Source organism: Cohnella lupini (assembly GCF_003386205.1).
GTDB lineage: Bacteria > Bacillota > Bacilli > Paenibacillales > Paenibacillaceae > Cohnella > Cohnella lupini.
In genome coordinates this window covers 58233-73901 of sequence record NZ_QRDY01000022.1, presented here as the reverse complement: position 1 = coordinate 73901, position 15669 = coordinate 58233, and the positions used below count along the sequence as shown (strand labels likewise).

6 protein-coding genes and 1 pseudogene are annotated in these 15669 nt (G+C 42.0%); all 7 read left to right on the top strand.

Annotated features, from left to right (window positions below; translation table 11 throughout):
- The first annotated feature begins 336 nt into the window (after positions 1 to 336).
- The 7 genes and pseudogenes from DFP95_RS24215 (at position 337) to DFP95_RS24180 (ending at position 15652) form a co-directional block, all read left to right on the top strand.
- Positions 337 to 705 (top strand): DUF7674 family protein, encoded by a 369-nt coding sequence (locus tag DFP95_RS24215; protein ID WP_115995268.1) that lies wholly within the window; start codon positions 337 to 339, stop codon positions 703 to 705.
- Between the two features lie 1274 nt (positions 706 to 1979).
- Positions 1980 to 2636 carry a DUF4085 family protein gene (locus DFP95_RS24205; RefSeq protein WP_115995266.1) on the top strand — a complete coding sequence of 219 codons (657 nt, stop codon included), beginning with the start codon at positions 1980 to 1982 and terminating at the stop codon, positions 2634 to 2636.
- 204 nt (positions 2637 to 2840) lie between these two features.
- A pseudogene (locus DFP95_RS24200) lies at positions 2841 to 3394 on the top strand (IS110 family transposase); the annotation flags it as partial.
- Between the two features lie 2135 nt (positions 3395 to 5529).
- Positions 5530 to 6663 (top strand): SGNH/GDSL hydrolase family protein, encoded by a 1134-nt coding sequence (locus tag DFP95_RS24195; protein ID WP_181907590.1) that lies wholly within the window; start codon positions 5530 to 5532, stop codon positions 6661 to 6663.
- 1089 nt (positions 6664 to 7752) lie between these two features.
- Positions 7753 to 9669, top strand: coding sequence for a GBS Bsp-like repeat-containing protein (locus DFP95_RS24190; RefSeq protein ID WP_181907589.1), 1917 nt, complete (start codon positions 7753 to 7755; stop codon positions 9667 to 9669).
- Between the two features lie 23 nt (positions 9670 to 9692).
- Entirely contained in the window at positions 9693 to 10553 is an 861-nt protein-coding gene (locus DFP95_RS24185; protein ID WP_115995263.1) for a hypothetical protein, read from the top strand.
- The gene (locus tag DFP95_RS24180; protein WP_115995262.1) at positions 10553 to 15652 is read left to right on the top strand and encodes an RHS repeat domain-containing protein; all 5100 of its coding nucleotides are present in this window, start codon (positions 10553 to 10555) and stop codon (positions 15650 to 15652) included. The genes DFP95_RS24185 and DFP95_RS24180 overlap by 1 nt, the downstream gene beginning before the upstream one ends.
- The last annotated feature ends 17 nt before the right edge of the window (positions 15653 to 15669 follow it).

Below are 15669 nucleotides of genomic sequence, written 5' to 3'. Positions count from 1 at the left end.
CACTTTTTAATGAACCAATTAAATCAGCGTTTGAAAATGTGTAAAGGTTAATTGACCGACAAGTGGGCAATGTAATTAGTCACTAAGCTAACGGAGAACGCTTGTGCAATATCATAAATCGAACATTGTAGATTAAACCCTCCCAAACGGTGCGAAGCTAATGATAATTTAGCCTCGCAAGTATACAAACTAAAGAAGAACGATAGCAGAGGAGTTGCTACAAGGCAGCTTCTCTTTTCAAGTAACGGACAGGATAGTTGAAGAATCACATAGCGAATAATTTAAGTCGTGGCGAATTTATGAAGTTCGAAAAAAAAGACAAAGGAACTGGTTGTCATGAGCAATAAATCGGAAGAATTCCTTAGAAAAATGTTAGATTTTTTACCGTCGACCGAAGTTGAGTATAGAGAATCAATCGCGTATCATGGTGAGGTACTAGATACTATTATAATTGAACTAGTATTCATGCCGAAAATTATTGAATTATTAATTGAGGACAGAAACATCAATTTGCTAGAGAGTATTTTTAAATACTTTGAAGAAGTATCAAAGAGTAAAGATTTTCACTTAAAGAACATTTTTAAAACTACAGCATTAGAAATACTTGGTAATGATAAATCAGTTCTAAAGACTGCACAGAAATACATGGGAGCCAAAACTATGCAGCTTCAGATAGATGCTGATGAAGCATTAGGTAGATTTTAATCAAGGTTCAGTTCAACTAACGGATACGATAGTGCAACATTGACCGCCGAATCCTTAGGCGGTTTTTGTTTCTTGTGGTGACGCGTAGGTACGATTTGCGATACTATTAAGCGTTTGTCACATGCTGACGGGAGTGAACAGGTTGAAACGGGCAAGAGAGTGTGAGGGGTTGTGGCGTGGTATCTTTATTTATGTCTGCTCTTTATGTACAAACCAAAAATGAGGAACAAAATTATCATTACAATTAGGAAACCAAGGACTGCGATGTTACCAGTCAATCCGAACTTATCCATGAAAGTATCCATTGATAGAAATCACCTGCATTCATTAAAGTAATTGTATTCATGATGATTGTAGCATAACTCATTCTTGTGAGCGTTCTCGTTGGAAACGGACAGGAAGGCTGTGTGGGATTCTTCGGATCATCGTTGGCAGTATCTTTTCATTCAACTAACTTGCAGTAATTTACAGTTGAATGGGCATACTGTACTCAAAAAAGGTTGGTGCAATGTCCATGTTGAGGCTTCTCATAATTTGCATAATGGTTTGCGAGTTGTTTACAACAAAAGTGCATGCGTCAAGAGTACAACCACAGAGTGATGTTCCTCCATTCGAAGTGCCTTATTTTGAGATTGGTTACAAGTCCGTTGAACAAGCCCTAAAAGAATGTGAACTTCATAACCAAAGGAAAATTATATTGCCAGTAAAATTGCCTTCGGTTGAATTTACTCATCACATAGGGAGGTGCAACAAAGACCCCAACGATATGAACGATGAATTTCAAATAGAATACCTTAATGAGAAACAAAGTATGAATCATTACAACATTGATGTGAGACCTATTGAGCAAAAATTGAATTTCGCAATGAATAAGCGTGTACAAAGTTATAAGCTTACTGACGGCAGTGAGGCACGATACTTCACTACGGTTACTCCTAAGATTAGGGGCGGGTTTAACATATTGGTGTTTGAAAAAAACGGTTGGCAATATCGTCTGTCCGTTGATACTCGGATACAAGACCGAGTAACCCAAAATACACTTCTCGAAATAGCGCAATCAATACGATGATGAAGATGTTTTGGACATACCCCCGTTTACTACGACGGATACGATAGTTGAAACGGCTGCCAAGGGGCAGCCGTTATTACGTTAACCGGCAGTTTAACGTAACAACGTACTAAAGTTTGCGTTATATAGTGTAGTTACTTGTTTTGTTCTATGGGCAGCATAACGCAATTATGTAGGTTGATTAAATATAGTAAGGGGAAAATCAATGAGATATTTCACCAAAGAATGGTATAAGGAAATGCAAATAAGAGGCTTTTTGGTTTTTCCTGAGACGAAAAAGGATTGGGATGAAAATGTCGCTTGGTACAAAGCGGAAGGGAGAAACTTTGATAAACTGTGTCGGGAGGAATTGGAGTATCGAAAACATGACCTGCTCAAATTTCTTCCTGAATCATTCCATTCTTATATTCTTAGTGGAACGATAAATTGTCAGTTTCCTTCGGCAGAATTAAGGGAAATGGCTGAACAGTGGCGAAAAGAGTACGACGAACGAAATAAACTTATGAGGAAAGAATACCGTGATAACTACATTTCGATTAAAGATTCACTACACGAGAATGTTGTTCAATTGTATGAGAAGTCTTTACATGATTCAAGAGTACGTTCACTTGAGATGCCCTCTGATGACACGTTCATCATGACCTTAGATTGTAGCGGAAGCTACCATTATTACACCGATGTCAAATTGACATTTATAGGCGTAAAGAAGCTACAACATCTTGACTTAAGAGTAGGCAGTCTTTGGCTTTATGACGAAGTTTACTCTACAGAAGCTGGATTTGACCTTCACGTTTTATTTGATATTCCTTTAGGGGAGTTAATCATCGGAGCAGACAATGTTTTAATTGAGGTGCTTTCATGAAAAAATCGTTAAGCTAAAGGGTACAAGATAGTGAAATGGCGGTTGCTTTAAAGCAGCCGCTTTTTTATTGCTCCGCTAACGGGCAGCATTCCTATTATGAAGAAATGAGAGGTTTGAGAAATAGAAAGACTCCTTGGTAAGATGTAAAGGATCTCAGTTGCTGGCCAGCGACAGATCCAAATTACATTCCAAGGAGACTACAATATGCATTTTAATCAAAATCAACGAATTACTCAAATCACTTCCTCCACACTCATTGTTGGCGTGGACATTGCAAAGTTCAAACATGTGGCTCGCGCACAAGACTTCCGAGGTGTTGAATTCGGAAAACCCATTTCGTTCGAAAACAGCTTAGAAGGTTTTGAGATATTCGTAAACTGGTTCCGGAAAATCATGTCGGAACACGGATGCGAAGATATCGTGGTAGGCATGGAACCCACAACGACGTCAAGGATGCCAGGGTCATCGCACAGCTTGTCAAAGACGGGAGATACGCCGTACCGAATATTCCACAAGGCATCTATGCAGAGCTGCGTGAAGCTATGAAAATTCGCGAACACCTGTCGACTGACTTGCGCGTTGTGCAAGGGCGAGTGCATAACTGGCTAGATCGGTATTTCCCTGAATTCCTTACTGTGTTTAAGGATTGGGAATGTAAATCGGCAATCCAGATGCTCAGCCTAAACCTGTTGCCGCATGAGCTCGTTAAGTTGCCGGATGAGTTTCTACTAGGGCACTTACGAGAAGTGGCAAAGCGAGGTGCAGTTGAAAAATGAGCGGAGAAAGTGACGTTATCCGTTGTTACGCTCCCTCAGAGAATAAGGATTTTCTCACGAATGCTCGCTCATTCGCAGGATTTCAAATGTATGTTTAATTAGGAGTTTGTATGAGTGGATAATGTGGGCTAAGAAGTTCCGTTTGAGCGCATGCGGGAATAGAAGGTGTTTAGATTATTAGATATATGTTTGCCAATGGTGATTGTCGGATGTCAAAAACATTGTCCCATTAAAAGTCGCGTAAAAAGCGGCTTTTTCATTTATGGGATCAAGTTCTTGTCATTGGCCGATGTCAAGAACTTGATCCCATTCCCGTTTTGAGTCAAGAACATTGTCCCATTCCCGACAAATCTGAATCGGTTTGATTTCAATAATCGACCAAAACTGATCAGTTGAACAGTGAAATGGACTTGACCATCGAATTGGAAAGAACTTGTTTATCAGCACCATTATCATATGAACGATTCTCGCGATATTTTCCGCGTAAAGGATTTTTGAAGACTACATGGCAGCGTGGAGATACTGAGTCGCCACGTCTGGATTTGTAGGAGGCACAGGCAGCGAGGACGGGTTCCTTTGACTCCTTCATTTTTTAAAGGCAAGATTACCCTGTCGGGACTAACCAAAATAGAACTGTTTCTGTATTTTTAGCCTTAGATTCATCTTACTGATGCCTCTTGGTACAGCCGTCAAAAGGTAGAGCAACAAAAACTGATGAACGCTACCTGCCAGAACATAAAAAAGATCGCCAATTTCCTGGCCAAGAGAGCAGGACAAGGGGCGATCTTTCTTTTAGTAATACAAAGGCTTGTTTTTCTCGAGCGTTTTATTGGTTCAAAAGTAAAAGCCTCGAATAACCGAGGCTTGCCAACAGTCTGATCGCCAAATTGCTCTGGCGATTTTTTGTTACTGGAAAATGAAAGTATTTCAACGCTATCTAATGGTGTTGTTGGACAATAAAGTTGTTTCATTTACAATAAAGCTATTTAAATAACAAAGTAGTTATTAAAAAATGTGGACCACTGCACAGACGACACAAATGTAGAGACATTTTACTCTAACGACACAAATTAAAAGACATTGTCACTGTTCCAAAGAACACAGTTAGTACAGAACAAGCATTGCTCCTACCTCCCAGAGAGTATTCCCTTCAATTAATAACATTTAATTCGAACTAAACTGCCAGTTAACTTAACGCCCGCCGCGAGATGGCGGAGGTGCATAAGTGACAGCTAGTGTGCAGTCTGTGAGACGAATGCATCGTAGCCCAATCGAGTAGGAGGGGGCGGCTAGCCCTCGACCTCTCACACCACCGTACGTCAGTCTGTCTAACAATTATTCAAAATTCTAGTTTTAGGGCATGAAAATGGATGACCTTTGTCAAATCTCTGTATCTAAGGAGATGAGCACACATGCCATATATATAACAGTAAAGATAGAGCTTGAGAAGCTCTTCCTGGCGGTAAGTTTTTTGCCCCGCTTTGGGGCCTGAATATATCTGAAACCCCGATTCTTCTAAAGTTAAGCTATCGACGTAACGGCATGAAAAAAAATGATGCCTATTTACGCGACTTTTTAAAGGAGGAAAATCGCCTCAAAAAGCAGGAAATCACGGAAAAGTTAGAGGTCTATCAAGAGAGAATGCAAGAAGCTCTTCAATGCGCTTAACAGTGCTATCTTCACTACCTGCGGCAGATGATCTTAATCGAGGACGAACTGTTTTTATCACAGGAGGACCAGGCGTAGCTGACACATATTATGTTTGCAAAAAACTTTCAAGCGGAACGTACAGTTGGGTAGCACTCTAGTGTAATCAGCACATTTTCCTTGAGCTAAGTCATTAACCTTAATGGGTGGATGATTAGCTCTTTTTTTTACCCACTGCACATAGCTGTAAAAAAAGTGGAGTGAGTTATAGAGTAGTTTAAATTAATAAAATAAATATTACTTGATTGAAAAGTTTAATGCTTGCATTTAAATGGACACGAGGTGTAGAATAATGGCAAAGAAATATGATACATTATGTATCGTTTTTGAGGATGTGACCTTGCAATTTTTTAATTATCTTTAACAAATCACTCAATTAATAATTATTACTTATGATAGGAGCAATAACAATGAGGATATTTACGTTTACAGGAATAATTTTAATCCTATTAATTTTTACACTAGCTTACAAGTATGACCATCAACAACCTAAGTTAGAATTACACGAGTTACAGGCATTTTCAAACACAGTGGTAAGTAAAAAGAATCAACCACTCGAAATTGTTGAAAAAGATCTCTATGAGAAGTTAAGATTAGGATCCCCCATTAATTATCTCGTATTAGGCGATAGTATTGGTGAAAGTGATGGTGCAGAGAATGAAAATGAAAGATGGTATCTTGGTTTAACTAGTCAAATACAGAAATTTTTTAAAGGAAATGTTATACATGATATAAATGGAACACCGGGAGGGACAATATTTGGTGGCTGGATTGATTACTTAACACTACAGAAGAGCAATAAAGATTTTGATATGGTAATTTTATGTTTTGGGCAAAACGACCAAACTGCAATGGAGCTAGAGATATTCCAAGCAAACTATGAAGCATTAGTTAGAAAAATTAAGATTGATTACCCGAAAGCGGAAATTGTAACATTGATTGAAAGTAGTCTATCGAAGGAAGAATATGTTGAAAGCATAAATGAGATATCAGAATACTACAATCTACTCGTTGTTGATACACGTGCAGCATTTAGAGCTTCAGGTAAACCTTATAATACGCTTACAAATGATGGAACGCATCCTAATTCAGCAGGATATAGATTGTACACAAAATCAATTTTTGAAGCTATTCAATCGAAAGTACAAACAACTGTCGTTACAACTATTCCATCAGATCTACTGTTTGCTGATACAAAAATATTTCAAACGGGGCAACGTTTAACGAATTGGGAAAATCTAAATGGTTTTGAATTAACGCGTGAGGGGGGGATTCTCGGTAAGGCTGGTGCATCTGCTGAACTATCATTTACTGGTGAATTACTTGGGATCGAGAAATGGGCTGACGTAACAGGCGGCGATTATGAAGTTTATGTTGATAGTCAATTAATAAAAAAGTTTGACAACAGAGCTCCTTTTAGAGTGAATTGGGAAAGTTTAATCTCTTATAACTTAGGCACAGGTGAACATAAAGTCGTCATAAAGATTCCTGATGATTCTCCTGCAAACGCCATCGTTAATATATCTAGTATTATTTCAAACTAATTAATACGAATTCGAGACCGAATCGGACATCCTTGTGCCTGTACGAAATGTGAGTTATAGATTATATCTGTTGGAAAAACTGTTTTCTGACAGGGTCCATTTCTTTTGGACTACAGTGTTCATTTTATCGGGCACTGAATCCTTTGTGTTGCCTTTCCGAAAGACGATCAATAACTCTCGCTTTTTAGCTGCATCCTTTCAATTACCAGACTTATCTGTTTAAGAAAGTATCTTGCCTTCCAGTTCTAGAAAATGTTGAGACGCTTGACCGCCTGCTTCCATGGTCAACGACATTGCCGCTTGTCGCATATTTACAAAATAGATTAAACGAGCCTCCATCTGTGATTACCAGGTGGGGGCTATTTTACGCTTGCCAAGGATTGAACCCTCCGTTTACTAAAAGAGTTGGCCAGACTTTATCCCGCTCTCGATCATAAGGAGAAAGAAGTCCCTGCTCTGGATACGAATTAATATGCAAAGCGTGCGGAAGAGGGCAATTAATACGACTTGGACACGTTCATTCAGAAGCAAGAATGAGGAATCTGATTCTTGGCCGGCGGCAGCCAGATCATGCTATTCGACGTAATCGCGTCACTCATGTAGCGGAATTATCAGGAGTCGGTCGTTCCGGTTGAGGCTACTGTGGGAGAGTAAGGTTCGTGATTATAGCTCCTCTATGAAACGAAGTTCAGTAGAGGGGATTTTTATGTTTGAGGAGGATCGTGACGCGGAATGTTCATCAGCACTTTCTACTTGGAAAATAGAATCAGACCAAAGTCCTATTAAATTATCGAATCGCTTGTAAACCCTTGTGCCCATTAATTGACTAATATCCTTACTCTCAAGCCAATTGATACGTAAAATCTTGGAAATAAAGCGACTAATTCTAAAGTAATATTTTCAGATTCGACATTAACTGCTATTCACAGCGATCCAGTAATATAGTCTAATATGCTTGGAAATGTAAGTTTTACATTAGATATCCTATTTAATCCATCATCTTCTGCTATTGGCATCTCTGTGGAATGTCACAAGCGAAATGATTTTTATATATAAGCAATATAAAACGAATAAAGCGAGGGAATGAGCATGAAACGTCGATGGGTTCAAATCACACTAGTCGTCTTCCTGTTGATTATGATTGTGCCTACAACTGGATATGCAACCGAAAATGTAAGTGGTGGTGAAGCAGCCCTTGCAAGTGGCAGTAACTATCCGGGGTTGCATCTTACTCACGTTCAGGAAGTCAGCATTACTGAAGCAGTCTACGGGAGCAAACTATCAAAATCCGGAATTATTGGATCAATGGATAAAGAGCGCGCGCCATTAACGATGTTACTTGAAAAAGAAGCTGCAATAGCGTCAGGGAATATTGAAATGGCTAAATCTATTCAAACCCGCTTCTATGAACGTCAGATTGAACTTCAAACGATGCTTGATGCAGGCGTAGTCCCTAATCAACCACCTGTAGATAACTCGCCTGATTCGAATTCTGACCCGCAACCGGGTAGCTTGTCTGAATCCGTTTCAATCAAACCAGCTACGAAGAAGAAAAAAGAAGTTTCCGCACTGTCAAACAATATATTGACATTGGGTTCATCCTACGACATTTCGTTTCCACAAGACTATATGGCGATTTTCGACTTTACGTCAGGACAAGCTGGGAATTATAAATTCTTCACAGGACCTTATGGCGGTAATGGCGCATTAAACGATACCGTGCTTTACTTATACGCCGACGGAAACTTTACTCAACTAATCGGATTGAACGATGATGCAGGTGGGAGTTCATTCTCTGAGTTGAATGTCACGTTACCTGCTGCTACAACGGTCTATCTTATATTGGCAGGGTATAACAATGGAGCGGTCAATGCACGCTTGTCATCTTCATTTACGACGCTCCCAGTCGATCTTGCGAGTTATCTGGATGTGAACCTCCCCACAGGTAGTACACAACTGGCAAAGTTTACTCCGCCCGTGTACGGCACCTATACGTTCTCGACATCGTATTACGGTGCGAACTCAGTAAGTGGAGCGAACGATACCGTGCTTTACCTATATAGCGATGCCAGTCTTACGAATTTGATAGCCTATAACGACGATTTCACGGGAACCTTTTCCCAAATTACGACCAACCTAATACCCGGTAGAAACTATTATCTAAAGATGCAGGCATTTAACGGCGGTTCCGTCTACAGCCGATTATCAGGTGTGCAAACGACAACATCGTTCACCGTTCTCTCCCCCGATACAGTGCTTCCGATATCCCGACCTACGGCAGTACCAGAGTTTATCCAATTCACTCCCACAGTTAGTGGAACTTATAAATTCAAATCATCGCCCTATAACGGAACGGGGCCGGCGAACGATACGATATTGGAACTATACGATTCCCTAACGCTTGCAACTCCGCTCCAAAGTAACAATAACGCAAACGGGACGCTTTTCTCTCAACTTCACCAGGCCTTAACTGGCGGGACGAACTATTATCTCGTCCTCAAAGAAGCACAGGGGGGAGCAACTTATGCAAACCTTACAGCAGAAGCTATTAATCCATTGCCAACTGTTACCTCAATTAATGGCCCGGGGACAGTTGCGTATGCTGCGAATGGCTCATATGAACTATTCGCATATGGAGCAACGGATCAAGCGTCAGGAGTTGCAGCTGTTAAATTTGAAACTTGGACTTCACAGAACGGACAGGATGACCTAGTTGTACATGAGGGAATTCACCAAGGCAATGGGACATGGAAAGCAGTCATCCCCTATAATCAACATCTCAACGAAGTAGGAACCTATCTCACGAATGTATATGTACATACCAACGGCGGCACTCAAACTATGGTCGGTACCCTGCAGACACGAGTCAAAACACAAGGGCTGTTCGAGTACTATTATTACGCCAACGGGCTGTTAAATTACATTCAACTTCCAAATGGTCAAAGACTTGTGTACGAATACGATTTAAACGGCAATTTACTTCGAATTCGACTACAGCATCCCTAATTATATCCTCGGAGGCGTTTACTATGTTCAAACAACGAAAGAAAACGATTGTGCTCCTTATTCTTACTACGATGATCGCAACATCCGCAATGCCTGTGGCGGCAAGCGTAATCCGCGAGGCGGGAGAAAAAGCAGAGTTGATTCTAGGCCTCAAACCAGAACGGATAGAACAAGCGGCTCCTAATGATCGCATTAGTCCCATCGAGCCAGTGGTGTTGAAAACCGAGGGGACTGGTGCAGGAGAAGACGAACAAGTAGTCTACCAAGGCAGCAGAGATTCTCTAGAGAAAGAGCCTCAGGATCGGTATTCCATGACTACCGAACAGATGGAGAAGTATATAGACGATGGGTTTACAATAGCCGATCTTTACGAAGCGGATGCGCTCGCGAATCAATGGCTGATTGCTCCAGATCAATTATTGAAGCATAGGAAAGTGGAAGGCAATTGGGAGAAAGGGCTACAAAGCGCTCAAACAGAAAATGCTCAATTAATCGTAGAGGGTGTCTACAAGCCGAAATATCCCAAGGAATTCGCAGAGTTGAGCAAAGAAAAGTTAAATCCGGAAACGCAGTTGCAACTCTTTGCATACTACGATCGTGACCAATCTGCTCCTATGAAAAACCTAATCAATCTTTATCGAAAATCACCGGAAACGTTCAAACAGAATCATAAGAAGATGTTGTCCGATACAGCATCCAGGGTAACTGAGATGCATCTTTCCAAGCCCACAACTTCCGGGAAACAAAGTACGAAAGACGTTAGTCAAGTGGAGTTAAGTGAACGCGAACAACAATCTATGCAAGAGCTCGCTGAGAAAACCGGAATTCCTGCGGACAAGTTGACTCAGAAATATCAATCATTCCTTGAAGGAGCGCGAAAATAATGCAGATTGTTAAGAAAGCGTTCCTGGCTTTCGCGTTGCTATTCGCTGCTTGGACGCTTAGTGGACAACAAGCGATGGCAAGCGTCAATACGGAGCAACTCCAAGGGGTTCTGAACGGTCTAGTCGCACCTCAACTGATGAACGAATCCTACAAGACCCAGCAGGCTGACCGAAGCAATGCCGAGGAGATGGTTGACCCGCGTTCTGGAAGCTTGACCCTCAGACAAGTAGACTTATCGCTACCCGGCAAAGACGGTCTAGACCTGAACATTGCCCGTGTTTATGAATCGGGAGAGTCTGAGGTCGGAAATAAAAAGGTTAGCGTATCGTCTTCTTCAAGCACAACATCCTATTCCAGTACGCAATATGTTATAGGTGTGGTGGGGTTCGATTTTGAAGCTGAGGAATTTTTTACGGTCCATTTTGGCCCTTATAATGATGTGTTAAGTGCTGTAATTGTGGGAGAAACTATCCTTGCTTCCAGCACTGAGGATATCCTGTTCCTCAATTACGATGTCTACGAGGACACAACGATTTACTACCATACTACTTATACGATAACAACTCGAACCGAAGCTTTGCCTAACACCTATTCCCGAGCCCGATATGATCTCGGTCAAGGTTGGTCGCTTGCCTTCCCTTCGCTTCAACTGGAAACGGAGAGTGGCCAAACCTATTACTATCTACATGACGGAACAGGGGCCAGCTATCGCGTAAAGTTTACTGATGATGTAAATGGAACGTTAGAAAAATATCCTCGAACAGACGTGCTACTCAAGAAAGATTCCGGGACCTATACGAACGGCCAAATGTCTTCCTCATTCGTATGGATTAGTCCGGATCAAACTCGAACCTATTTTGGATCTGACGGACGTCTTCTGGGAATAACGGATCTTCTGGGGAACGAGATGAAATTTACCCATACCAATCGGACGATCAACGGAGTTTTGCTACCCTATATAAGTCAAATCGTTGATAGTATCGGCCGGGTTGTCACGATTACCTATGAGAATACAATCACGAATCCTACTATCGCACATGAGAACATACAAATCTCTGTCACGCATCCTTCTCAACCTGGCAAAGCGATTGCACTTACGTATACAAAAGGAAAACAATTGATTGAAACCGTCGTTAACGGCAATATAATCAGCAGTCGTTATGAACCGTATCTTGCCAGCGTGACAGATCAGGGAGGGCTTACTACCTATTACGACTACCATTTCAATCTAGAGAAGTTTGACTTCCAAGACAAGTCTTTAGCTAACGCTGCGGTAGCTGCTATCTATTTGTTAAAAAGTGTCCAGTATCCGCATACAAAAACGATCTATCAGTATCAAGCCTCCAACCGGAACTTAGGACCCGAGGGTGCATACGAGGCATTCCGGGTAACAAGACGGCATGACATGGATATTCGCTACAATTACAACGAACCCGATCCGGCTCTCCGTTATTATTTTACAGGTCCGTCGAACGATGTGACTTATACCTATTTCGGTGAAGTTACAGGATATCCGACTCACCCATCCGTTGAAGCCATGCCGGAAAGCTATAGTTTTGGTTCTGTTGCCAACCGCGTGCTCGATCAACAGGCTACGACCTTTACTTATAACGGCAAGCAACAATCATTATCACAAGAAGTTGCGGCATCTAATGGAGAGAAGTCTATAACAACAAATTTGACTTTCGATGCCATCCATACTGAACAGCCGACTAAACAAGAGATGAAAGAAGTTTCGTCAACAGGGCAAGATCTTCACAAACTATATGTCGGCTACGAATATTACGATTGGGGCGGGTTGAAATCGCAAACACTCCCGCTGACCGCAACGCAATATGATAACGAGAGATTAAATTACACAACTTCTTACGAATATGATTCGGTATTCCATAAACTAAGTAAGAAAGAATCGAAGCAAGAAACGAACGTCACATTAACAGAGAGGATTTATTACGATTCGCTCGGAAGGCCTTCTTACACGATTAACGCAAATAACGAGCGAATCGATTTTACGTATGCGAACAACGCGCAGACTGGACGAACCATTGAAACAACACAAAGCCTGGAGGACGGAAAAACAGCGCGTTCGATTGTCACATACGGCAACGCGAGTAATCAGGCGTTTCCGACATCTGTAACTACGCATTATACGGACACCAATGGCCAAGCGACTACGGCGACAACTTCATCGACATACGATCTTCTATATGGACTCGTTACCGCTCAAGTGGATGCCAATCAGATCTCAACCCAGTACGCCTATGACAACCAAGGACGATTAACTCAGACTACTCACCCCGCATACAGCAATGGACTTGGGGAAACATTCCAATTGATCGAGCACCAAGAGTATGTCGATCTAATAGCTGCCGGACCTGAATTCGACGCCGACCATGCTCAATTGCTGATGACGAAGATCGAGAGCTATCAGACAACGACTAAAGACGGCTCGCCCAATGTTAATCACGATAACTACGTGACGCAATACGTGGATGGCTATGGTAATATTCTGCGTCAAGTGCGGTATGACGGCATTAATCAGCAGGACATCGTAGAAAAGCAATATCACTACGACGGGTTGAAACGTCCAATAAATGAAATCGACGCTGAACAGAATGTAACAGTGGCTTCCTATGATCCGTGGGGAAAAATGATCGAGATGACAGACCCCATAGGAAATTTGTATCGCGCCGAATATGACCGAGCTGCTCGTCGGTTCACTTCTTATCTCGTCGGTCAATCGGATGTAAATGCATTCCGCACATCACCTCAATCTTCTCAAAAGCAAAATGTGCTGGAGCAGGAAGTCGATCAGTGGGGACGAGTCGTAAAAAAGCGGGCCTATCCGCTGTGGCCGAGCCTCACTCAGCCGATTGAAGAAACTTATGACTACGATTGGAGTGGAAACCTGAAGACCTATGTCAATCCTCGCGGATTTACAACATCCAATACCTATGACTTACTGAATCGATTGAAACGGGTAACCAACGCCAATCAAGAGAAAAGCGATTACTCGTACAATCAGTTAGGCAAATTGTCTTCAATCACACAGACATCTCAGGATGGAACTGAATTCGTTACGCTTAACGAGTCAGATTATGATGAGCGCGGACTGCTTATGGAGAAGACTCAAGGAACGCCGCTTGATTATTCCTATCGCTATAATAAAGAGGGTTTGCTCGTCAATAGTACGGACGGAAATGAGAATCAATTCGCCAAGAGTTATGATTCGCTGAACCGAATGGTTACGAGCAGCAGCGGCAACAGCTTATATCAAAGCCATTACAGCTACCGTCCATTCGGACCCTATCTCATCCAAGAATGGAACAGTTCGAGCCTGCTTCGGACGGTTGCTCAGGAGTTCGATGCCTTTGGTAACGTATCGTTGCGGCAGATCGTCAACGATGGGCAAGCTACGATCTCCCGGTTTACACACGATAAGCTCGGGCGAATAAGCCGAATTGAACATCCGAATGCCTACAACTCCTCATATACGTATTATAAGAATCAGCTTCAGCGCGTTCAGACGAACGGCCAGCTATTACCAGCTACAGCTGATACCGATTATGCACAATACATGTATTATCCAAATGGTATGTTGAAGCAAATTACGTATCCGAAGCTACAGGACGGGTCATACCTCACATCTGAATTTGTGTACGACGGGGTAAATCGCCTGCAATCGGTAACGAATAAAAAAGGTATCCAGGTGCTATCGACTTATTCGTACACCTACGATGAGAATGGCAACATCGATAGCCAGACGAATGCCGGTGGGACGACAACATACACTTATGATCCACTGGATCGCTTAAGCACGGTTCAGTATCCTGGGGGTTCCGATGTCCAATATTCGTATGACTTGCGCGGCAACCGGAGGACGGAGTCGACAGACGTCTCACCGTTGCAATATGAGAGTTTAGATTACACCTATAATGTATGGGATCAGCTCACTAGCGCCAACAAGGGTGGAGCATCCACGTCCTTCCAGTACGAGCCGCAAGGACTCCGAATCAAAAAGGCATCACAAACTGAAACTGTACGCTACACGTACGATAACAATGGCAGAGTAATTGCCGAATCGAATGCCTCCTTCGTCGTGCAGTCTAACTATGTATGGGGACCAGATCGTTTATTGCAGAAGCGCGACACGGCAACCGATAACAAGTATTATTATTTGTACAATGGACATGGCGATGTTGTGCAGGTCGTTGATCAAAGTGGTCAGGTTATAAACCACTATCAGTACGATGAATGGGGGAATATTACCCAGCAACAAGAGACCATCCGCAACCCATTCAAGTATGCAGGGGAGATTCTTGACGATGAGACGGGACTGTATTACCTGCGTGCTCGTTATTACGATCCCACTATGGGAAGGTTTATTAATAAGGATACGTATGAAGGGCAGATTGATAATCCGCTGACGCTCAATCAGTATACGTATGTTCATAACAATCCGTTGATTTATAGTGATCCGACGGGGCACTTCATAGATTTAGTAGCGGATATCGGATTCATATTGTACGATTTGGGAACAATTGTAATGAACCCTGCCAATCCGACTAACTGGTATGCATTAGGAGCTGATGTCGGAGGGGCACTTGTTCCAGGTGGTACTGGTTTCGGTACAGCTATTCGGGTAGGGGATAAAGCTGCTGATGTTTCAAGAGCATTAGCCAAAGCTGAAAAGGCTGAAAGAATTAGTGCAATAAGTGATGGGAAAATAGTTATGTCCTATAAATCACTTAAGGCTGTTGCTAAGGGGACAGGACTTGAAGTTCATCATCTAATGGAGAAGCGATTTACTGATATTTTAAATGCGGGATTGAAGAAGAATGGATTCAGTGCAATCTCTAAGGATGATATCTTATCCGCAGCACTAGATCCCAAAGTGCATCAAAAAATAACCAATGATTTTCGATCAGAGATTGCTTATGCCTATAATAGAGCAAATGCATCCAGTAAATTAAATACACAAAACGCAACAATACAGGATATTTGGAATGCTACCGTTAAAGTATATACTAATAATGGAATGGAAAAGTATATTGAGATTCTTAAACCAATATTTAAAAATGCGGGAGCAACGATGTAGAGAGGAGCTGACCGGCA

Bases quoted from the DNA above. Each gene is read 5' to 3' on its own strand.
- DFP95_RS24215 (WP_115995268.1), top strand. From the start codon at position 337: ATGAGCAATAAATCGGAAGAATTCCTTAGAAAAATGTTAGATTTTTTA.
- DFP95_RS24180 (WP_115995262.1), top strand. From the start codon at position 10,553: ATGCAGATTGTTAAGAAAGCGTTCCTGGCTTTCGCGTTGCTATTCGCT.
- DFP95_RS24205 (WP_115995266.1), top strand. From the start codon at position 1,980: ATGAGATATTTCACCAAAGAATGGTATAAGGAAATGCAAATAAGAGGC.
- DFP95_RS24195 (WP_181907590.1), top strand. From the start codon at position 5,530: ATGAGGATATTTACGTTTACAGGAATAATTTTAATCCTATTAATTTTT.
- DFP95_RS24190 (WP_181907589.1), top strand. From the start codon at position 7,753: ATGAAACGTCGATGGGTTCAAATCACACTAGTCGTCTTCCTGTTGATT.
- DFP95_RS24185 (WP_115995263.1), top strand. From the start codon at position 9,693: ATGTTCAAACAACGAAAGAAAACGATTGTGCTCCTTATTCTTACTACG.